We start from the raw sequence: 20,369 nt of genomic DNA, 5'->3' as shown, positions 1-20,369 counted from the left end.
GCAACTAGACACCCTATAATTATCTCCATTATCACTGGGTTACTTGTAGGGTTTATCATGTTATTCTCATTTTGGAAAGATATTGTTATTTGGATAGAAAAACTATTTCAATAATATACACTCAAATTTAATGATAAACAGTTAGAGAGACCCAGTTCAAAGGTCTCTTTTTAGTTATTTTTTGGAAGGTGGAGTGTGACTACCTTTACCAGTTAGCAACTCTATTTCTTGCCTTGCACTCTTCATTTCTTTGGGGAGAATATATATATATATTCGAGTATTTTGTTGGTAAACCTAAACATACTTTCTACCATATACTTATTGAATGTAACTGGGTCACCATGAGCAGCCATATTCCCAAAATCCTTTATTACCTTTGAAATGTCTCCCATCAATGGGGGCAAAATCCCCTGTTCTTGCAACTCATTAAGCTTGTCATAAAGCGAACCCCTAACAGCCCCTTTATCCTTGCATACCATTTCAAGCGTTCTTCTTAAAGCAATTGTACAAACAGTATCATCAATGTTTTGCACCTTTAAAGCTGACTCATAAGCACTTTTAATACTAGAAGGCAATCCATTTAATTTTACCTTTTCAGAGGCAGGGTATAAAACCTCACCATCTTCATAAGGGTCATAATCTGCTGGGTAATGGTGATAATCTTCAGAGTTCATGTGAGTATGAAACAAGTGGAAGCCCTCACAGACAGGGCACTCAAATACCTCAAAAGTATCTGTTGCTTGAAATAATTCATCATAACCCATAGGGGTTTCTGTTCCTTTCACATAACTATTAAGTGTTTTCATAAGGGTTTTATTTCCACAGTGTGGGCAAGTAAGTACAACCTTTTCAGACATATTTAGTCACCTCCATTAAACGTGAGTTCTTCTTAATATTACTTCTTAGAATACCTTCATTATGGGAGAATACAAATCTATCAAAATTTCTTATTATTTGCTGATTAATTTTTCTTAACTCCTTAGCACCTACTACCCTAAATTTTTCTTCTAAAGAATTAATATTGAGTGCTAACTGTGTAGTTAACGGGAAAATACCACCTTTAAAGGGAAAAGTAGAATCACCAATCTCATTATCTAAAATAACTGGATTGTCAGAAGTAATAAAGCATCTACCTTTAGGTGCTCTGAGATAGCTCCAATTCTGAGAAGCTAGCGTTTCAGCAAAATCCTTCATTTTCTCAGGTAAGAATTGAACAAAACAATCTTTACTAATATCCAATGGAATCTCATCCAAATTTCCCTCAGACTTTTCGAGAAACTCCTCGTATGTAATTTCCTTTCCATCCTCATAAAAATGTTGGGTAAACTGTTCAATTGAAGTTTTATCAAACCACTCACCAGCTTCACCATACTTAAAAGCTCTTTCAATTTCTTTTATTATTTTATCCTTCATGCTTACTGACCTTAACTTTTGGGATGACACAAAAAAAGCAAAATGATTTTTCTCTAATTCGCTCAACAGTTTTCCTCGTTGTAACTGTTCGATATAAAGCTGATAAAGTGGCTCTATATCGTTTGCCAGAAAGTATTCAAAATCATAAAGTTTCTTGCCATCATTTTCTTCATCAGTAACAGTATAGAAGTCCTTTATTATCGGAACTTTATTAATACTTTGCTCTCTGAAGTGCTTTGTATCCTTCTGAAACAGCCATATATTTTTATCATCTGAAGTAAATTGTTTTAAATACGTTTTAGGTATAATATGCTGTTTAATTGGTAGGTTCAAAAAGTAATTCCCCCCTATAATTTCCTTTGCTATGATTATAGCAAATATGCCAAAAGAATAGATACACAAGACCTCAGTCCCCTGTTAACCAATTCCAACCTAATAGGTTACTTGCAGATAATTGCTTTCTTTGTTCCACCGTAAAGACACCTCTGAGCGTCCCCCAGAAGTACGCTCCAAAGCTTCTCTTAATGCGCTTAAACTTATAAGCTGTAACACTAGCTTTAAACGCTTGGATAGCTGGCTCAAGAATATCTGTAACATCTGGAGCATATCTCTTCCAGCAAGCTTGTACTTTTCCCCATAATGAAAAAGCTTCCTCTGGGTTTATGAATGGCTTTACTGTACCAATGAAATGAGCTGGCACTCCATAAGCTTCTAAATAGCTGTAATCAAGAGTAAAACCCTCTGGCTGTCGTAATTCTTTAATGATCTTGATAGCTTTAAAATAAATAGTTTCATTTCTTGAGCTGGCACCTTTAGAGCTTGTCCCCTCTGGAGTTTCCTCCTCTGGGCGTGGTGCCAGCTCGATATGACAATGAGAGGGGTTAATCACAGTTATGGAAGCACCCCAGCCACCTCTCACAGGTCTTAATTGCTTTACCCTTGTAATGATACCAAGCTCACTCAATCGCTTGAGAGCACGTTTAACAGTGCGCTCTGATAGCTTCACCTCTTGAGCCAGTTTCCTCACTTTCATATAGCTGACCCCTACAAATTTACAAGAGTATTGAGATAGCTTCAAAAGTATATCTCTCTCACTTGTCTTAAGGTCAAAATATGTCAAGGCTTCATTTGTAGCGTTATCCATTTCTTGAACCGTCTCAAAGGTCTCTAGCCCTCTTAACTCCTCCATTGGTTTCTCCTCCAGTGATTGGAGGGAGTACACTTGAAAAAAACCCCCATAGCCCTTATAATGAGCTTTGGAGGGGTTTCCGTGTAAACCCCTCTAGTATTAGTTTCTGGAGCTTCCCTCAGTCGCCAAACTGTGAAGGGGAGCTCCTTTATTTTGCTTATTCGCATGTCCTTATATTATTTGTTACTTGCTCAAGCTTTTCCTCTACTTCTTTCAGTGTTCTTTGGTGTATCTTTTTATCTTTCTCGCTGGTGTCTTGTTTTATTAAGTATTTAAGAACTTTCTTTTGCTCCCTGAGCTTGTGCAACTCATATGAATTACTAATCTTTAGCATTTGAGCCAGCTCCCTTTTGAAGTATCTCCCTAACTTCTGAGTGTGTAAGTCCCAGCTGTTTAGCTTCAACTATTAATTTTATCCAGCCATCACTAATATGCTTCATAAAACAACCTCCCTATTAATAACTCCTTCATAAGCTGATATCCCTTAAAGCGTTATACTTGTCATTATCCTCAGCCAGCTTGTTAGAGAAGAATTTTAAATACCTTGAAGTTGTTTGTAAGTTTTGGTGTCTGAGAATCCTTGAGAGTACAGAAACGTCTCCACCATTCTCAATAAACTTCCTAGCAAACGTATGGCGCAATGTATGAGCTGAAACTCTGACACCTTTCATCTCCATAATTGCTGAGAGTCGCTTGAAAAAACACTTGATAGCGTTTACTGTAATTGTCTTATTTTGTCGATTAACAAATATATAAGGGTTAAGATTATCAAAAGAGCTTTCACAATAGCTTTTCCAAAAGCCCAGCTCATTGGCTACCTTCTCGATCATTGGGATTGCTTCTTGCCTTCTGGTCTTACCAAACACCGTTATATATCCCTCTTTAAAATGAATATCAGACCACTTAAGGTTAACCAGCTCACCAATTCTCACGCCAGTCCCCAATAGAGTGACAAAAATAGAGTAATTTCTTACAGCGTGAAAGTCATTTTCCTTCCTCTTATTCCTCCTGAGGTGGGAAAGTATTTGGTTTATTTCACTATCTGAGAAGCTTTGTATAGAAATATCCTCTTTTGCTGTCTTTATTGTCTTTGTAGGGTTACTATCAAGCAACCCCTCAGCAACTAAGAAGCTGAAAAAGGTCCTGAAATATTTTAGCTTTGTGTTTAAACTCGTGGGGTTATTTCCTCTCTCGGTCTTGCAATAAGAAAGAAAACCTTTGACCACTCTTGGAGTGACCTCCTCAATATGTTTTAGCTCTCTCTGGTCGCACCAATCCAGAAACATATCAAAAAACATTGTATAACCTTCCAGCGTTCTCTTTCTGAGCCCTTCCAGTTCTTTGTCTGAGTAAAATTCTTTGTAAGCAAATCTTAATAACATTAAAAAAAGCCACCTTCCTCATAGAGTTCTCACTCCAAAAGGAAAGTGGCTAGTTCAGCCTTGTATGTAAAGTTGTTATAATTTATGGCTTTGGGTGTGTTACTGACCCCTTTACCAAGTAGCTCCCTAAATACTGACCTTCCAAGCTTTTACTGAACAAGTTTCACCCCCACCTTACCATGGTGGTGCTCTACCTGCTGAGCTATGGAAGCATATTTTAAAAAAGCTTTATTATGAAGCGAACAGATATCATTATAAAGGGGTCTGAAACAAATTGCAAGCGGTCAACACATAAAATCTTAACATTTTTTATCCAAAGAAGTACTCTATGTATGTAACTTAAGTTTCTTCCATAAAAATATGCTTCCTCAATAAAGAGCAAGCTAGCTGTAATTTCAAAAATGGCTCCACAGGTAGGATTCGAACCTACGACCGATCGGTTAACAGCCGATAGCTCTACCACTGAGCTACTGTGGAATAATTCAATACGTATTTCATTATAGGACTTGCTTCTCTACCTTATCGTCTTGAGTCAAACTACTATAAAATAACCCAATAGCATTATTATGTACATTAACACACTATTTTATGCAATAAAATAGTGTGTTAATATTAGCCTGGCGACGTCCTACTCTTGCAGGGGCAAAGCCCCAACTACCATCAGCGCTGGAGAGCTTAACTTCTGTGTTCGGCATGGGAACAGGTGTGACCTCTCCGCTATTACCACCAGACCTGATGTCATTCTGTGTTATTCACTGGATGTGAACATATCAACAGAACTTCCTTATGATAAGGACAAGTTTTATTATATGCATTTTTTGTCTAAAATGCAAGGGTTTTTGTCCATTTATACCCTAAAAACTAAATAAGAGTATCATCAACGCCGATCAAATAAGAAATTAGTTAAGTCCTCGATCGATTAGTATTCGTCAGCTGCACGTGTCGCCACGCTTCCACCTCGAACCTATCTACCTCATCGTCTCTGAGGGATCTTACTCACTTAAAGTGATGGGAAGTATCATCTTGAGGGGGGCTTCATGCTTAGATGCTTTCAGCACTTATCCTTGCCATACGTAGCTACCCAGCCATGCTCCTGGCGGAACAACTGGTACACCAGCGGTATGTCCATCCCGGTCCTCTCGTACTAAGGACAGCTCCTCTCAAACTTCCAACGCCCACGACGGATAGGGACCGAACTGTCTCACGACGTTCTGAACCCAGCTCGCGTACCGCTTTAATGGGCGAACAGCCCAACCCTTGGGACCGACTACAGCCCCAGGATGCGATGAGCCGACATCGAGGTGCCAAACCTCCCCGTCGATGTGAACTCTTGGGGGAGATAAGCCTGTTATCCCCGGGGTAGCTTTTATCCGTTGAGCGATGGCCCTTCCATGCGGTACCACCGGATCACTAAGCCCGACTTTCGTCCCTGCTCGACTTGTAGGTCTCGCAGTCAAGCTCCCTTGTGCCTTTACACGCTACGAATGATTTCCAACCATTCTGAGGGAACCTTTGGGCGCCTCCGTTACTTTTTAGGAGGCGACCGCCCCAGTCAAACTGCCCGCCTGAAACTGTCTCCGAACCGGATTACGGTCCTGGGTTAGAAGGTTCGTACAGCCAGGGTGGTATCCCACGGATGCCTCCACGTAAGCTAGCGCTCACGTTTCCAAGGCTCCCACCTATCCTGTACAAGCTATACCAACATTCAATATCAGGCTACAGTAAAGCTCCACGGGGTCTTTCCGTCCTGTCGCGGGTAATGTGCATCTTCACACATCGTATAATTTCACCGGGTCTCTCGTTGAGACAGTGCCCAAGTCGTTGCACCTTTCGTGCGGGTCGGAACTTACCCGACAAGGAATTTCGCTACCTTAGGACCGTTATAGTTACGGCCGCCGTTTACTGGGGCTTCGGTTCTGCGCTTCGCTCGAAAGCTAACGCTTCCCCTTAACCTTCCAGCACCGGGCAGGTGTCAGCCCTTATACTTCGCCTTTCGGCTTCGCAAAGACCTGTGTTTTTGATAAACAGTCGCTTGGGCCTATTCACTGCGGCTCACTCACGAGTGAGCACCCCTTCTCCCGAAGTTACGGGGTCATTTTGCCGAGTTCCTTAACGAGAGTTCTCCCGCTCACCTTAGGATTCTCTCCTCGCCTACCTGTGTCGGTTTGCGGTACGGGCACCTGTGACCTCACTAGAGGATTTTCTTGGCAGTGTGAAATCGGGAACTTCGGTACTCAATTTCCCTCCCCATCACAGCTTGAAATTGCCGAACGGATTTGCCTATTCGACTTTCTCACTGCTTGGGCGCACTATTCCATCTGTGCGCATTCCTTATCCTACTGCGTCCCCCCATCGCTCAAACAGTCACGAGGTGGTACAGGAATATCTACCTGTTGTCCATCGCCTACGCCTTTCGGCCTCGGCTTAGGTCCCGACTAACCCTGAGAGGACGAGCCTTCCTCAGGAAACCTTAGGCTTTCGGTGAAAGAGATTCTCACTCTTTTTTCGCTACTCATACCGGCATTCTCACTTCCAAGCGCTCCACCAGTCCTCACGGTCTGACTTCACAGCACTTGGAACGCTCTCCTACCATTGTTCGATAGAACAATCCGCAGCTTCGGTGATACGTTTAGCCCCGGTACATTTTCGGCGCAGAGTCACTCGACCAGTGAGCTATTACGCACTCTTTAAATGATGGCTGCTTCTAAGCCAACATCCTGGTTGTCTGGGCAACTCCACATCCTTTTCCACTTAACGTATACTTTGGGACCTTAGCTGGCGGTCTGGGCTGTTTCCCTCTCGACTATGAACCTTATCACCCATAGTCTGACTCCCAAGGCAAAGTAGCTGGCATTCGGAGTTTGACTGAATTCGGTAACCCGGTGAGGGCCCCTCGTCCAATCAGTGCTCTACCTCCAGTACAATCAACCTTGAGGCTAGCCCTAAAGCTATTTCGGAGAGAACCAGCTATCTCCGTGTTCGATTGGCATTTCACCCCTACCCACACCTCATCCCCGCATTTTTCAACATACGTGGGTTCGGGCCTCCGGTCAGTGTTACCTGACTTTCACCCTGGACATGGGTAGATCACACGGTTTCGGGTCTACGACCACATACTAGAGACGCCCTGTTCAGACTCGCTTTCGCTGCGGCTCCGTGTCTTCCACTTAACCTTGCATGTAATCGTAACTCGCCGGTCCATTCTACAAAAGGTACGCCGTCACCCATTAACGGGCTTCGACTACTTGTAAGCGCACGGTTTCAGGTTCTATTTCACTCCCCTTCCGGGGTGCTTTTCACCTTTCCCTCACGGTACTGGTTCACTATCGGTCACGAGGAAGTATTTAGCCTTAGGAGATGGTCCTCCCAGATTCCGACGGAATTTCTCGTGTTCCGCCGTACTCAGGATACACTCCGGAGGAAATGCCTTTTCGACTACAGGGCTCTTACCTTCTATGGCTGATCGTTCCAGATCGATTCGTCTAACGCATTTCTTTGTAACTCCAATGGAATGTCCTACAACCCCAAAGAGCAAGCTCTTTGGTTTGGGCTGTTTCCGTTTCGCTCGCCGCTACTTGGGAAATCGCATTTGCTTTCTCTTCCTCCGGGTAATGAGATGTTTCAGTTCCCCGGGTCTGCCTCATTTATCCTATGTATTCAGATAAATGTCCTGTTCCATTACGAACAGTGGGTTCCCCCATTCGGAAATTCTCGGATCAATGTTTACTTACAACTCCCCGAGACATATCGGCGTTAGTCCCGTCCTTCTTCGGCTCCTCGTACCAAGGCATCCACCGTGCGCTCTTCTTCACTTAACTAAGTTACTTGTTTTCATTCAAAAGAACGTACAATTTAATTTGATGTCGTTGATTACTCTTATTTAGTTTTCAAGGTACAAATGGAGCCTAGCGGGATCGAACCGCTGACCTCCTGCGTGCAAGGCAGGCGCTCTCCCATCTGAGCTAAGGCCCCGTATTCATTCATGTAGATGGTGGGCCTGGGTGGACTCGAACCACCGACCTCACGCTTATCAGGCGTGCGCTCTAACCAACTGAGCTACAGGCCCATCTATCTTAATATAGCAAGAGAAATTAATCCCTCAAAACTGAACCAAACAACCATGTATGCCCCTGACCTCAGAGAACCCGTTAGGGTGTCTCTGAAGCGTTCCTTCTATTTATCCTTAGAAAGGAGGTGATCCAGCCGCACCTTCCGATACGGCTACCTTGTTACGACTTCACCCCAATCATTGGCCCCACCTTCGGCGGCTGGCTCACGTAAACGTGTTACCTCACCGACTTCGGGTGTTGCTAACTCTCGTGGTGTGACGGGCGGTGTGTACAAGGCCCGGGAACGTATTCACCGCGGCATGCTGATCCGCGATTACTAGCGATTCCGGCTTCATGCAGGCGAGTTGCAGCCTGCAATCCGAACTGAGAATGGTTTTATGGGATTTGCTACACCTTGCGGCTTCGCTGCCCTTTGTTCCATCCATTGTAGCACGTGTGTAGCCCAGGTCATAAGGGGCATGATGATTTGACGTCATCCCCACCTTCCTCCGGTTTGTCACCGGCAGTCACCTTAGAGTGCCCAACTTAATGCTGGCAACTAAGATTAAGGGTTGCGCTCGTTACGGGACTTAACCCAACATCTCACGACACGAGCTGACGACAACCATGCACCACCTGTCACTCTGTCCCCGAAGGGAACCCGGTATCTCTACCGGTTGCAGAGGATGTCAAGACCTGGTAAGGTTCTTCGCGTTGCTTCGAATTAAACCACATGCTCCACCGCTTGTGCGGGCCCCCGTCAATTCTTTTGAGTTTCAGCCTTGCGGCCGTACTCCCCAGGCGGAGTGCTTAATGCGTTAACTTCAGCACTAAGGGGCGGAAACCCCCTAACACCTAGCACTCATCGTTTACGGCGTGGACTACCAGGGTATCTAATCCTGTTCGCTCCCCACGCTTTCGCTCCTCAGCGTCAGTTACAGACCAGAGAGTCGCCTTCGCCACTGGTGTTCCTCCACATCTCTACGCATTTCACCGCTACACGTGGAATTCCACTCTCCTCTTCTGTACTCAAGTCCTCCAGTTTCCAATGACCGCTCACGGTTAAGCCGCAAGATTTCACATCAGACTTAAAAGACCGCCTGCGAGCGCTTTACGCCCAATAATTCCGGACAACGCTTGCCCCCTACGTATTACCGCGGCTGCTGGCACGTAGTTAGCCGGGGCTTTCTGGTTAGGTACCGTCAAGGTACCGCCTTATTCAAACGGTACTTGTTCTTCCCTAACAACAGAGTTTTACGATCCGAGAACCTTCATCACTCACGCGGCGTTGCACCGTCAGACTTTCGTCCATTGCGGATGATTCCCTACTGCTGCCTCCCGTAGGAGTCTGGGCCGTGTCTCAGTCCCAGTGTGGCCGATCACCCTCTCAGGTCGGCTACGCATCGTCGCCTTGGTGAGCCTTTACCTCACCAACTAACTAATGCGCCGCGGGCCCATCTGTAAGTGACAGCTAAAAGCCGCCTTTTAACTTCTCATCAGGAGATAAAAAGTGTCATTCGGTATTAGCTCGCGTTTCCGCGAGTTATCCCAATCTTACAGGTAGGTTGCCCACGTGTTACTCACCCGTCCGCCGCTCGATCCACAGATTTCCTCCCGAAGGATTCCATCTGCTTCACGCGCTCGACTTGCATGTATTAGGCACGCCGCCAGCGTTCGTCCTGAGCCAAGATCAAACTCTCCAAAAAAGTTTGAATAAGATCGACACCGTCAATCTCATCAATTGTCTTAGCTTTCTTCCTTTCATGTGCAAAAGAAATTTGTTTTTGTCGAATTCATATAATCCAGACATTCACTTACCTCTTCTGACATGTGAAAAACAGTAACCTGTTCTTCTTGACATACTGGTTGTTTTGTTCAGTTTTCAAGGATCAATTTTTCGTTTGTCGTTTTTTGCGACGAAATTCAATTTATCATGTTCACGTTTAATTGTCAATAGATTGAACAAAATATTTTTTCTTTGGCGAACCGTTTTGTTTCTATGTTTCGTAAATGACAACAGAAATTAATATAGCATAATAACAAAACAAGATCAATAGGAAATTTAAAATTAATATAGAAATAGCATAGCAAAAAATGAACAACTTCTTTATAACTGGACCCGAACTTATCCATGAAAATGGGGAAAACCAATGTAGAGAGATCATCTCCAATAGGTTTCCCCCCCTCGTAGTTCAATGTTGATTTTCGCTTCTTTTCGGCATGTATTTAATGCAATCTTGTTCACTGGCTACTCGGCGGAACAACTGAAATATAACCTGATACCTATCTCTCATTGCTCGCTTTACCAAATGATCTATTCTATGATCTTCTAAATCCATAAGTAGTTCCTCTAACTCTCTTTTCAACAGATACTCGATTTCTTTTTGTTCCATATCATTAACTAATAAGCCTAACATTTACTTTCACCTCAAACCTTCTTCAACTAATCCGTTTAGTCTTTTCCCAAAAGCTCTTTATACATTCATTCGTAAAAAATGACGAATTTTGTCGGTAGTACCATTATTTTTTGGTTACCCCTAATCAAAATCCTTCAAACCCATCAAACTATTTATTATTTTTTTCAGATAGACCTTCCTCTCAGTCGCTTCCTTCGAATTAAGCGTTAGCTTGTTCTTATTCATTCTTTATATTCATAGACTAAATAAAAGAACTTGTTATAGGAGGCGAACTTATGAATCATTTTTATGTTTGGAAATTTGATAGGTGGAAACGATGGCTTGTTGTTCTATTATTTGCTTTGTTTACCGCTACATTTGTATGGTTTGAACGGGACGGTGGGCTTTCGGTCTTTTCAACGAATGAACCTGTTGCTTTAACAAAAGGGAATGCCAATGAATCAAACATCGCTTTAACATTTAATATTAGTTGGGGCGAGGAAAAAGTATTTGAGATTCTAGAACAATTGGAAGAAGAACAAGTACAAGCTACCTTTTTTTTAAGTGGGGAATGGGTGGAACGGCATCCTGATATTGTAGAAAGTATAGCAGAAGGAGAACACGAGATTGGCATGCTAGGGTATAGTTACAGGAGTTATCTAGATCAGGAAATCGATGAAGTAAGACAAGATTTAATACAGGCTAGAGAAGCGTTTGAAACGCTCAATTTCGAAGATGTTAATTTACTGCGAACGCCTAATGGTCACTTCAATACAGAAATCATTGAATTGGCGGAAGAGATGGATTTCGAGGTCATCCATTGGAATGTTAATTCTAATGATTGGAATAACCCGGGAACAGACGTAATTGTCGATAATATTATGAAAGAAACCACAAATGGCGATATATTATTAATGCATGCTTCTGATTCCGCAAAGCAAACCGCTAATGCTTTAAACACTATTTTGCCTGGATTGAAAAATAAAGAATTTCAGTTTGTATCCATATCAGAACTAATCAATCAAACGCAAGCTGAACCTGAACTAGTCGAATAAGTTAAACCCCCTCATGCATCTGCATCAGGGGGTTTTTATTATACGTTGGCAGGCTTTTCTTTTTTCGATTTGTTTGCTTCACTTGCATCACTATTGTGGAGTCGGTGCAGTGTAAGCAATTGATAGGTATTACAAGCCAGGAGCGGGATAATCATTAACCATGCGTAATCTGTTCCTTCTGTTCTCATTCCGGGGATCCATTCGATCGTCGTCATAACAACCATTAAAAACAATGCAGGAATAAACGCCCGTCGTTTTGTTTCCTTTGCTTTAATCCAGGCAATGAGCAATCCATAACCAAGAATCGCAGCAGACATCAGCATAAACCACAGGACAGAAACTTCCCCTTCAGCCGCTCGGTAAGGAAAGTATACTAAATCAAAAACAACAAAGGCTATCAATAAAATTTGTATCGTTGGCCAATAGGAACGGAACAGCCCCAAACCTAATCGATTAAGGAATAAATGTGCGAAAAAACCAGTTTGACTGACAACTGCAAAAACAAGCCCTAACCCTAGGAAAAATATCAGTAAACCGACTAATTCCATAAAATCAAACGGATTTAAGAATTGGCTATAATCTTCAGCTTTTACAAAAAAGCTTGTAAGAAGCCCTGCTAATCCTCCAATAAATAATGTTTTAAAAAAGAAATTCACTAATTTACGACTACTCAAGACTTATTTCCCCCTACGTATATCTACATCTATGTACATCAAGCTATAATTTCATAAGTGCTTCCGTACGTATTTTATCATGAAGGAGCACTTTTTTCCTTAACGAAGTGAATATTTTATAAATTTGTCACTCATATTAAAGGTAACGAAGAAGGAGGTTTCCTAGTGAATCGTATAATTTTACTTATAATAGCAGGGATTTCCATCATGTTCATAAGTGCTTGTAATGGTGAAGACTCCTCCGGAAATGAAGCAGATTATGAAGAAACAAAGAAGATGGTTGTTGACATATTACAGACAGATGATGGCAAGCAGGCGATTATAGAGATCATTTCTGATGATGAAATCAAGAAGGAACTAGCTATTGAATCAGATGTCGTAAAGGAATCGATTAATGAGAAGCTCGTTTCAGAAGAGGGAACAGAGATGTGGAAAAACTTATTTGAGGACCCCTCATTTGTTGAAACTTTCGCCAGCTCAATGGAAGAAGAACAACAGGAGCTAATGAAAAAATTAATGAATGACTCTGATTACCAGGAACAAATGCTTGAACTATTACAAAATCCCGAGATAAACGAACAAATGCTAAGTGTTTTAAAAGGTCAGGAATTTCGCTCTCATTTAGAAGAAACAATCCAGCAAACGTTAGAAACACCGACATTCCAAGCTAAAATACAGGAAATCTTATTAAAAGCAGCTGAAGAGCAGGAAAGCGGTCAAGGTGGTAGTAGCGGTGATTCAGAAGAAAGCGAAGGGAATGGCGAAAGTAGTGGAAACGGCGGAGAAGATGGAGGTGGAAGTGGCGGTGAAAACGGGGGTTAGTAATATAAAAGGGTGCCGCATGCGACACCCTCTCCTCTAAATCTATTCTACGCTTCCAATTTTGCAACAACTTTTGATGCGATTTTATGATATTCTTGGCCCGTTGGATGATCTTCCTGATAAATGGATGGGGCAAAAATGTCCTCTTCTTCATATGGCTGTTGCAAAGGTAAGTGGCCGAGCACTTTTGTTTTCAATGCTTCAGCTAGCTTCGGCCCGCCGCCTTTTCCAAATACATACTCTTTTTCTCCGGCTTTATTTTGGTAATAGGCCATATTTTCAACAACACCTAATATTTCATGCTCTGTTTTCAACGCCATTTGACCGGCACGCGCCGCTACAAATGCTGCAGTTGGATGTGGTGTTGTTACAAGTAACTCTTTGCACGATGGTAATAAATCATGAACGTCCATTGCAATGTCACCTGTACCCGGTGGTAGATCAAGCAAGAGATAATCCAAATCCCCCCACTCTACTTCCTTGAAGAAATTGTTCAGCATTTTACCAAGCATAGGACCTCGCCAGATGATTGGTGAGTTGTCTTCAACAAAGAAGCCCATGGAAATAAGTTTTACACCAAAACGTTCAACTGGAATGATCGTTTTTCCGCGAACCTGAGGGCGTTCCTCGACACCCATCATATCCGGAATACTAAATCCGTATATATCCGCATCAAGAATGCCTACTTTTTTACCAAGGCGCATCAATGACATCGCGAGGTTAACCGTAACCGTTGATTTCCCAACGCCTCCCTTGCCACTTGCGATAGCAATAAAATGTGGTGATGATCCGCCACCCATTAATGAGCTTTCTTTTTCCTCATCGACAGCTGGTTGGTATTTTTGAATAACGTCATCTGGTAATTGTTCGAAGCGTAATCCGACCGTTGTCGCACCATTTTTCTTTAAAATACCTACGATTTGTTGTTGCAGTTGCATCTGTTCACCAGTATTGGTTTGTCCAATTGCTATTTTTAAACTAACGTGCTTTTTCTCTTCTTTAATGGTGATGCTTTTGATAGCATCCGTTTGTTCAAACGTTGTATGTAAAAACGGATCCTCAACCGTGTTAAGGAGTTGTGTGATTTCTTCTTTTGTTAACATTCATTTCACCATCCCTTTTCTAGCTGTAGTTATTCTTCCACTGCTAGTATAACACAAATCACATAGAACCTAAGTGATTTGAATCAAGGAATTTAGAACGTTTTCATTCATTCGATTCTTCCATTTCTTCGGTAGCATAGCGTAAAATACCTTCATAAATACTAGCAGACATCCGTTGCTGATACTCATCCTGTTTTAATAATTCACGTTCCTGCTCATTTGATAGAAAGCCAACTTCAACTAAAGCACCTGGAATCTCAGCATTTTTTAAAAGGTATACCCCATTATTCGCTAAAGGAGTACGATCTGTATTTTCCAGATTACGAATAATTTCAGATTGAATCATTTGCGCTAAGTGTCTACTTTCATCCTGTTCAGGGTAATAAAAAGTTTGCGCACCACTCCATTTATCTGATGGGAGAGCATTTAAATGTAAAGATAGGAAAAAATCCGCTTCTTGATCATGAATAAACTGCAGTCGGTTACGAATATCTTCCATTTTCCTTCTTGAGTACCCCTCTGTATCCTCCGCGGCCAAATCCACGTCTTCTTCCCTTGTCAAATAAACAAGGGCACCAGACTGATGTAAGTAGCTCTGGAGTTTTTTGGATATAGATAATGCAATATCCTTTTCTAAGGTTTCATCTTTGCCAACCGCACCGCCATCAACACCTCCATGACCTGGGTCAATGACGATCGTTTTGCCAGAAAGCGGTAACGACCATGGAGTGGAAGTCTCCGAGGCCTCTTCACTTTCTTGAATTGGAAACTGAATTAGAAAAATTAATAAAAGAAATCCTGCCGCCCATATGATAAATTTAATGCTACGATTCATTATACTCGCCCCTTATAAATATGCTTTCATTATTCTATGGGACGGGTTATCCGTTTATGTCTATACATAATAACTAAATTTTGAGGAAATACTTATAACGTTTCATTTCAACAAACTAGTGGTATGATAAAATAAACGACATATCTAGCGAGAGGAGACAGGAAAATGGATTGGTTAGGAATTGGAGTACTCGTTATAGGCGTTGCCTTTTTTGCACTCGTTATTCTTCTTATAAAACCACTTACTAAATTGTCAGGCATACTAAGCAGCTTGCAAACAACAACCGACAAGTTACCACAAACTGTAGAGGATGTGAGCACACAAACAAAAGAGGTGCTTACAACGGGAAACGATACATTGAATCAACTAAATGACCAAATTAGACAGTTAAGCCCAGTTCTTCATATCATAGGTGATGCAGGGAATGCGACCAGGAAATTATCATCTTCCATCGTTGGCGCAACTGATGATATAAAAGCAACCACAGCAGAAGGAAGGTCACTAACGAAAGGCCAAAACTTAGAAGGACTATATGGCGTACTGACTTTAGGTTATTATATCTTCCAGAAAAGCAGAACAAGATAACTAGCTTCTCACATACGATCAAAAAGAGTTTGGATTTCACCTCTAAGTAGTTCACTTACCGTGGAGAAAACTTATAATATGAATGGTGACTTTTGAAATTAAAATAAAACAGCTCAGTTCAATGTGAACTAAGCTGTTTTATCATTTTCATTTGATTCCTAAGTAATTGCGCGCGCGGGTTAGTAAATTATTATCTCTCTATATCTCTATCTAATGGATTCTTGCCATAATATTACGTCATTCTCATCAAGAGCTTCTATTCTCAACTTATCACGTCTATCCTTATCGTCTCTTTCAAAAATACTGTACCACCCATAGATATCTTCATCTACTTTAAAAATGTTAGCTTCATGCACTTTTTCATTTTGTAATACTTGTACCTTTTTAACCTCTTTATCCGTAATAATTCCACCAAAGTAGTTATACTCAGCATCGCCAATATAATCCATCGTAATTCCATTCGTTGGGTTTAATGAAGGAACGGTTAGGAAAGCTTTAAAATTGGGTTTGTCCGATACTACAAGTAGGTGATTTTCTATCTGACCTCCTACCTCACTCTTGTAAAGGATAACGTACTTTCTCTCTTCAATTTCCTTATAAATGATTTCTTTTTCTGCAAATGGTAGATAATCACTTGCTAATTCGGAATCATATATATATTTTTCTGCTTCAAATAGAGATTCCTCTAAATGTTCTATATCCTGCTTTAGTTTTTCATTTTCATTTTCTATGTTAGTTACATTATCTGATTCGCCTGGTGAATCATTACCTTCAGTAGGTTCTATAAAATATGTAGCTACAATAAAGAAAATTACAATGCAAATAACCAATATTATATTTTTATTTACTTTCACTTTTCCACCCCAGTGATGCATTTGATTTTTATACTAAAATTAAAAAGAGGCTAACTCAAACATCCACAATTGGCGATATTTGGGTAGCTCCTTTGTTTTTAACATATTGTTGGAAAGATCTCTCATAATAGGTAATACGAGTTGCTAGAAGACAACTGTTTCTTTTGTTAACAAACCAGTTCGTTGAAGATTACAAACAGCGTATACCATAAGTCGAGTTACATAAATAGATCCATTAGATCCTTCTCACTTTCATTAGAGGACCTCTACGTATATGGATTACAAAATCACTATTTCCTGTATGATAAACCATCGTTCCCTCTTTTGCCTTGAAAAACTCTGTATTTGCACCTTCATCTTTGATTCGTCGTATTGGAGCTACCTCATCAACAATCTTCTTCTCGCCTTCATAATGATAATCCAAAATGGAAACCAAAAGGAACTGATCAGGAAATAGTTCCCGAGCTTCTTCCCATTTCATTTTGCATTCCTCCCTTATATCCATTATAAATGAGAATTGCAGCACAACAATGAATAAGTACAAAATAATTCCATCTTATTCCGCATAAGTGCCCGTTAATGATATAGGTTCAGCACCTACTTTTCTGGTCTTTTGTATTGCATAATTAAAATTGTGCAAAATGCAGTAATTACTAGTAACAATGACTGCATTGTACCAGGGTTAAAAAACATAAAAATCAAAGTTAATGCCACTGCAAAGAAAACAATTGCTAGTATTACTCTTTTTTTAAATCCCATTATGCACCTCTTTTACAACAATTTGGCACGATTACGGCACATATTTATTCGGTTATCGCGCCAATCCAGATAGGCATTGTGGGTAACGTATTTAACTAAAGGTAAAAATTTGTTGCACAGTCCTGCTCGTTAAATCAATAAATTTGTATATCTGATCTAACCTTTCTTATTTTCTTTTATTCTTGGGTGGGAATACCTTGTCAAATAGCGCCCAAAAAAACGTAAAAACCACTGAGAAACCTAACATACTCAAAATCGTCATACTTTCGTCTTCTATTAAGAAAGTAAAGTATATGATTTGAGAAATGAAAGATAAAATAAATAAAATCAAATATTGTCTCAAAAATAGTCCGCCCTTTAAAAGTTTTACTTCTTGTTCAACTAACCTATTACTAAAGCTTAGTGCCAATTATTTCAAAACAACTAATCCAACTCAAATATTATTGCAAAAATTAAGACACTTTCCTTATTCAAGATAGACGCCCGTTTGTCTAAGCATAATTCCTCACTATATTTCTTTGTATTGAACAATATATGGTGTGAGTAAAAAACCAATAATTCCTATAAGAGCTCCTATACCAACCATTACAAAGATGTTACCTAAAGGATAAAGAGCATACCCAAATATAAATATTGGCAAAAGACTTATGGATCCAACTGTACTTTTACCAAAAGTGGTTATCTTATGTTTCGTACCACAGTTGGCACATTCAATTGGTTCATATACTGGCCAAAACGATTTAAAGATTTCACTCCAGCTAAATTGTGATTTACAGTTGTTACATTTTCGCAAATTACCCCTCCTTAATACGAAAAAATCTTCCCTACAACCTGGCTCGATGAAGCAATAATAGGCACAAAGTGTATTCCGCGAATGCGCCCGTTAATTGAACAAATTACATTACATATTTATTTTTTAATAATCATTCCACTTATAGTACCTACCCATATTCCAAGGAAACCACTGAACGTAACAAATGCCAATCCAATACCTTCCCAACCGCCAACAGCTTCTCTACTGTAAATTACGATTCCGACACAAATTAAACTCAATACAATGGAAATTAAAAATAGAGCTTTTCTAGAAATCTTACGAGATATAAAAAAGATGATAAAAGCAACAACAATTCCAATGAGCAAAATCGGTGTCCATCCTTCTAACATTAAAGCATCCATTTTGTCCCCCTTTACATATTCTTATTAAACAATGTGGTCCTATTGCTGCACATATTTATTCAGTTATCGCGCCCGATTGTTTAAGACGATATTTGTTTCTTAATCCTTAGTATAAAAGGATATAACAGTGATAGTCCAAAGGCAGATATAATAATCCGACTCGTTTCTCCAAACTTATTACCTTTCCACATAAGGATGAGCCCTGCTGGAAAAAATAAAATTAACATAAATACGACAAACCAAGTCCTGTAATAATAGGGGTAGTTCTCTGACATTGAATATTCTCCTTTTTGTTATATTATTTAAAAATATTAAACTTCCATTTGTTCAACTATATGGCCCTATTGCGTCAAATATTTATTCGGTTATCGCGCCCGATTATAGTATAGTTTTTATTTATCTCTTATACCTTCTAAAACTTCTATAATACAGTCGTTCGTTTTGATTTTTAAATTTTTTCTATTTCCTTTGTTCTATCTCCACTTCCTTCAGGATGGAGTTCCTCATTTTCATTGAAATTAAAACTCTTAAAATAGAAACACTTCTTTCAACGCCCCATTTGATCCAATGCGATTACAATAAAAATCATAATCCCATCAATAAGGGCTAGGATTGCAGAGATTTTCCCAACCACAGCTCCAAACCATATGGTAAATATAGCTGTTAAAATGGCAAGAACACCCAAAATGATTAAAAGAGTACCAATCCTGTTGCCCAGTTTTTCGCTATTAACCGGTTCCCACGTTATCCAGAAGAAGCCAGGTAGTAAGGAATATATCCCTTTTTTTCGAACAATATAGCCAACCCAAATTAAAAATACACCGATAATAATACCGATTCCCGTTTCAATTCCCATTTTTGTCCTCGTCTCCTGTTATGCTATTTTCGATTGGAAGTAACGGATATTCCCAATGCTTTTTGAGGGAAAAACCATTGAATCACTTCCTTCTCTATTAAACAATCTGGCTCTTTAAATGAAATATGAGCAACTTTTCTTTATTCCTGACTGGCATCCGATTGCTGCATTCTTTTTTTATAATAATTGATTGCAAATCCTTGAACGGTGAATAACAGTAATACTAATACCCACATCGCATCCCTGTATGTATCATACGGTATGCTCGCTATGAAATTGTGATATAAATGGAGAATAAGCCATCCGATTGGAAATACACCAAGTGCATGTTTAGATGAATAAGCTAAGACTTGTTCTTTTTCATCCTTAGATTTATCACTTCTTGAAAATTTAAAATACATTACAAGAGCATATATAAAGAATGGTAGTACCAATGCACCAATAATAAGCATTAATCGAGTCCTCCTCCCTTTTAGAAAGTAAAATTCCGTTAAATGGACCGATTCAGAAAGAGCGTACTTTTATTCCATTAGTGCGCCCGATAATTGAACAATTACTTATATTAATCATCAACAATTTCAACAGAAAGTGTATTTATTTGTGCAGGTGTCGATTCCATAACAACGCCGTCGAATCCTACTTTTACTTTGTCATACACCTGAAATGTTTCATTCTCGTTTACAGAAAGGTCAACAAACACGTCACCTTCTGAATTATCTTCAACCACTTTAGCAGAAACAATTGCTCTATCTCCGTTAATTTCTTTGATTGTTCCTGTGAAATGAGAATTGATTGTTTCGGTTTCAGCAGGTTTTTCATCATTTTCGTTTATTGAATTAGAACACCCGGAAATTATTAATAAAACAATAATTGTCAATGCTTTAAAGGTTCTTTGCATCCCACGTTATTCCTCCATCCGTTTTGAACAATCTGGCCCCATTCCGGAATATGATTGTTCGATAAAAGCGCCCGATAGATTTAGAAATGATACTCCCTCAAAGATAATTTATTTCTTCTTTTTAGGTTTCCCAAACAACCCTATACCCGCAGCTATCGCAATACCTATTGCAACCCAGACACCTATATTCATCATTGCTCCTCCTCCCTAATTTTGTTTTACGTAATATTATTGCAAATATAAAGCTGTTACTCGACAAAATGGCCCTATTGCGACACATATTTATTCGGTTATCGTGCCTGAAGCAATATGATTCATTTTTT

The 20,369-nt window shown here is 40.1% G+C and carries 19 protein-coding genes, 3 tRNA genes and 3 rRNA genes; 3 read left to right on the top strand and 22 right to left on the bottom strand.

Annotated elements, in window-relative coordinates; translation table 11 throughout:
* Positions 1 to 242: 242 nt before the first annotated feature.
* From OLD84_RS01805 to OLD84_RS01750, 12 genes are all read right to left on the bottom strand, one after another.
* Positions 243 to 857 (bottom strand): DUF4145 domain-containing protein, encoded by a 615-nt coding sequence (locus OLD84_RS01805; protein ID WP_209463176.1) that lies wholly within the window; start codon positions 855 to 857, stop codon positions 243 to 245.
* On the bottom strand, positions 850 to 1,746 hold the full coding sequence (locus OLD84_RS01800; RefSeq protein WP_209463177.1) for a DUF4238 domain-containing protein: 897 nt from the start codon (positions 1,744 to 1,746) through the stop codon (positions 850 to 852). Before OLD84_RS01800 ends, OLD84_RS01805 begins: the two co-directional genes overlap by 8 nt.
* 73 nt (positions 1,747 to 1,819) lie before the next feature.
* Positions 1,820 to 2,602, bottom strand: coding sequence for a helix-turn-helix domain-containing protein (locus OLD84_RS01795; RefSeq protein ID WP_209463178.1), 783 nt, complete (start codon positions 2,600 to 2,602; stop codon positions 1,820 to 1,822).
* Positions 2,603 to 2,922: 320 nt separating this feature from the next.
* A complete protein-coding gene (locus OLD84_RS01790) occupies positions 2,923 to 3,042 on the bottom strand; it encodes an anti-repressor SinI family protein (RefSeq protein ID WP_245301566.1) in 120 nt (39 codons plus the stop codon).
* Between the two features lie 27 nt (positions 3,043 to 3,069).
* Positions 3,070 to 3,984: a tyrosine-type recombinase/integrase gene (locus OLD84_RS01785; RefSeq protein WP_209463179.1), complete on the bottom strand. Its 915-nt coding sequence runs from the start codon at positions 3,982 to 3,984 to the stop codon at positions 3,070 to 3,072.
* 402 nt (positions 3,985 to 4,386) lie between these two features.
* A tRNA-Asn gene (locus OLD84_RS01780) sits at positions 4,387 to 4,461 on the bottom strand.
* A 138-nt stretch (positions 4,462 to 4,599) separates the two neighbouring features.
* Positions 4,600 to 4,715 (bottom strand): 5S ribosomal RNA (gene rrf / locus OLD84_RS01775).
* A gap of 168 nt (positions 4,716 to 4,883) precedes the next feature.
* A 23S ribosomal RNA gene (locus tag OLD84_RS01770) occupies positions 4,884 to 7,802 on the bottom strand.
* An 81-nt stretch (positions 7,803 to 7,883) separates the two neighbouring features.
* Positions 7,884 to 7,956 (bottom strand) — tRNA-Ala (locus OLD84_RS01765).
* Between the two features lie 17 nt (positions 7,957 to 7,973).
* Positions 7,974 to 8,050, bottom strand: a tRNA-Ile gene (locus OLD84_RS01760).
* A 121-nt stretch (positions 8,051 to 8,171) separates the two neighbouring features.
* Positions 8,172 to 9,739 (bottom strand): 16S ribosomal RNA (locus OLD84_RS01755).
* The 16S, 23S and 5S rRNA genes sit together here with 3 tRNA genes alongside, the layout of an rRNA operon.
* A 486-nt stretch (positions 9,740 to 10,225) precedes the next feature.
* Positions 10,226 to 10,450 (bottom strand): hypothetical protein, encoded by a 225-nt coding sequence (locus OLD84_RS01750; RefSeq protein WP_209464023.1) that lies wholly within the window; start codon positions 10,448 to 10,450, stop codon positions 10,226 to 10,228.
* Between the two features lie 275 nt (positions 10,451 to 10,725).
* On the opposite strand from OLD84_RS01750, the gene pdaB reads away from it, so the two are divergent.
* Complete coding sequence (gene pdaB, locus OLD84_RS01745) at positions 10,726 to 11,484, top strand: polysaccharide deacetylase family sporulation protein PdaB (protein ID WP_209464022.1); 759 nt, start codon at positions 10,726 to 10,728, stop codon at positions 11,482 to 11,484.
* Positions 11,485 to 11,522: 38 nt separating this feature from the next.
* Here pdaB and OLD84_RS01740 read toward each other — a convergent pair whose 3' ends face one another.
* Positions 11,523 to 12,158 carry a KinB-signaling pathway activation protein gene (locus OLD84_RS01740; RefSeq protein ID WP_209464021.1) on the bottom strand — a complete coding sequence of 212 codons (636 nt, stop codon included), beginning with the start codon at positions 12,156 to 12,158 and terminating at the stop codon, positions 11,523 to 11,525.
* 165 nt (positions 12,159 to 12,323) lie between these two features.
* Between OLD84_RS01740 and gerD the strand changes: the two genes are divergently transcribed.
* The gene (gene gerD / locus OLD84_RS01735) at positions 12,324 to 12,980 is read left to right on the top strand and encodes a spore germination lipoprotein GerD (RefSeq protein ID WP_264917260.1); all 657 of its coding nucleotides are present in this window, start codon (positions 12,324 to 12,326) and stop codon (positions 12,978 to 12,980) included.
* Positions 12,981 to 13,027: 47 nt separating this feature from the next.
* Here gerD and OLD84_RS01730 read toward each other — a convergent pair whose 3' ends face one another.
* Both OLD84_RS01730 and cwlD read right to left on the bottom strand, forming a co-directional pair.
* The gene (locus OLD84_RS01730; RefSeq protein ID WP_209464020.1) at positions 13,028 to 14,083 is read right to left on the bottom strand and encodes an Mrp/NBP35 family ATP-binding protein; all 1,056 of its coding nucleotides are present in this window, start codon (positions 14,081 to 14,083) and stop codon (positions 13,028 to 13,030) included.
* A 103-nt stretch (positions 14,084 to 14,186) separates the two neighbouring features.
* Complete coding sequence (cwlD, locus tag OLD84_RS01725) at positions 14,187 to 14,918, bottom strand: N-acetylmuramoyl-L-alanine amidase CwlD (RefSeq protein ID WP_209464019.1); 732 nt, start codon at positions 14,916 to 14,918, stop codon at positions 14,187 to 14,189.
* Between the two features lie 165 nt (positions 14,919 to 15,083).
* Here cwlD and OLD84_RS01720 point away from each other — a divergent pair, with 165 nt between their 5' ends.
* The gene (locus OLD84_RS01720; protein WP_209464018.1) at positions 15,084 to 15,503 is read left to right on the top strand and encodes a DUF948 domain-containing protein; all 420 of its coding nucleotides are present in this window, start codon (positions 15,084 to 15,086) and stop codon (positions 15,501 to 15,503) included.
* Between the two features lie 206 nt (positions 15,504 to 15,709).
* Here OLD84_RS01720 and OLD84_RS01715 read toward each other — a convergent pair whose 3' ends face one another.
* From OLD84_RS01715 to OLD84_RS01685, 7 genes are all read right to left on the bottom strand, one after another.
* Positions 15,710 to 16,357 (bottom strand): hypothetical protein, encoded by a 648-nt coding sequence (locus OLD84_RS01715; RefSeq protein WP_209464017.1) that lies wholly within the window; start codon positions 16,355 to 16,357, stop codon positions 15,710 to 15,712.
* Positions 16,358 to 16,592: 235 nt separating this feature from the next.
* Positions 16,593 to 16,838, bottom strand: coding sequence for a hypothetical protein (locus tag OLD84_RS01710; RefSeq protein ID WP_209464016.1), 246 nt, complete (start codon positions 16,836 to 16,838; stop codon positions 16,593 to 16,595).
* Between the two features lie 786 nt (positions 16,839 to 17,624).
* On the bottom strand, positions 17,625 to 17,909 hold the full coding sequence (locus OLD84_RS01705) for a TIGR04104 family putative zinc finger protein (RefSeq protein ID WP_209464015.1): 285 nt from the start codon (positions 17,907 to 17,909) through the stop codon (positions 17,625 to 17,627).
* A gap of 116 nt (positions 17,910 to 18,025) precedes the next feature.
* Positions 18,026 to 18,292, bottom strand: coding sequence for a YesK family protein (locus tag OLD84_RS01700; RefSeq protein WP_209464014.1), 267 nt, complete (start codon positions 18,290 to 18,292; stop codon positions 18,026 to 18,028).
* Between the two features lie 547 nt (positions 18,293 to 18,839).
* Positions 18,840 to 19,148, bottom strand: a complete 309-nt coding sequence (locus tag OLD84_RS01695; RefSeq protein WP_209464013.1) for a hypothetical protein — start codon at positions 19,146 to 19,148, stop codon at positions 18,840 to 18,842.
* Positions 19,149 to 19,288: 140 nt separating this feature from the next.
* Positions 19,289 to 19,600: a hypothetical protein gene (locus OLD84_RS01690; protein WP_209464012.1), complete on the bottom strand. Its 312-nt coding sequence runs from the start codon at positions 19,598 to 19,600 to the stop codon at positions 19,289 to 19,291.
* A gap of 110 nt (positions 19,601 to 19,710) precedes the next feature.
* Positions 19,711 to 20,046, bottom strand: a complete 336-nt coding sequence (locus OLD84_RS01685; RefSeq protein WP_209464011.1) for a DUF3221 domain-containing protein — start codon at positions 20,044 to 20,046, stop codon at positions 19,711 to 19,713.
* Positions 20,047 to 20,369 lie beyond the last annotated feature (323 nt).

It is taken from the genome of Virgibacillus natechei (assembly GCF_026013645.1).
GTDB classification, from domain to species: domain Bacteria; phylum Bacillota; class Bacilli; order Bacillales; family Amphibacillaceae; genus Virgibacillus_L; species Virgibacillus_L natechei.
The sequence above is the reverse complement of the archived record's forward strand: the minus strand, read 5'-3'. Positions and strand labels throughout refer to the sequence as shown.

What these genes read in the sequence shown, in the direction of transcription:
- OLD84_RS01805 (WP_209463176.1), bottom strand. Translation starts at nt 857, where the DNA reads ATGTCTGAAAAGGTTGTACTTACTTGCCCACACTGTGGAAATAAAACC.
- OLD84_RS01795 (WP_209463178.1), bottom strand. Translation starts at nt 2,602, where the DNA reads ATGGAGGAGTTAAGAGGGCTAGAGACCTTTGAGACGGTTCAAGAAATG.
- OLD84_RS01790 (WP_245301566.1), bottom strand. Translation starts at nt 3,042, where the DNA reads ATGAAGCATATTAGTGATGGCTGGATAAAATTAATAGTTGAAGCTAAA.
- OLD84_RS01785 (WP_209463179.1), bottom strand. Translation starts at nt 3,984, where the DNA reads ATGTTATTAAGATTTGCTTACAAAGAATTTTACTCAGACAAAGAACTG.
- OLD84_RS01750 (WP_209464023.1), bottom strand. Translation starts at nt 10,450, where the DNA reads ATGTTAGGCTTATTAGTTAATGATATGGAACAAAAAGAAATCGAGTAT.
- pdaB (WP_209464022.1), top strand. Translation starts at nt 10,726, where the DNA reads ATGAATCATTTTTATGTTTGGAAATTTGATAGGTGGAAACGATGGCTT.
- OLD84_RS01730 (WP_209464020.1), bottom strand. Translation starts at nt 14,083, where the DNA reads ATGTTAACAAAAGAAGAAATCACACAACTCCTTAACACGGTTGAGGAT.
- cwlD (WP_209464019.1), bottom strand. Translation starts at nt 14,918, where the DNA reads ATGAATCGTAGCATTAAATTTATCATATGGGCGGCAGGATTTCTTTTA.
- OLD84_RS01720 (WP_209464018.1), top strand. Translation starts at nt 15,084, where the DNA reads ATGGATTGGTTAGGAATTGGAGTACTCGTTATAGGCGTTGCCTTTTTT.
- OLD84_RS01710 (WP_209464016.1), bottom strand. Translation starts at nt 16,838, where the DNA reads ATGAAATGGGAAGAAGCTCGGGAACTATTTCCTGATCAGTTCCTTTTG.
- OLD84_RS01700 (WP_209464014.1), bottom strand. Translation starts at nt 18,292, where the DNA reads ATGGATGCTTTAATGTTAGAAGGATGGACACCGATTTTGCTCATTGGA.
- OLD84_RS01695 (WP_209464013.1), bottom strand. Translation starts at nt 19,148, where the DNA reads ATGGGAATTGAAACGGGAATCGGTATTATTATCGGTGTATTTTTAATT.
- OLD84_RS01690 (WP_209464012.1), bottom strand. Translation starts at nt 19,600, where the DNA reads ATGCTTATTATTGGTGCATTGGTACTACCATTCTTTATATATGCTCTT.
- OLD84_RS01685 (WP_209464011.1), bottom strand. Translation starts at nt 20,046, where the DNA reads ATGCAAAGAACCTTTAAAGCATTGACAATTATTGTTTTATTAATAATT.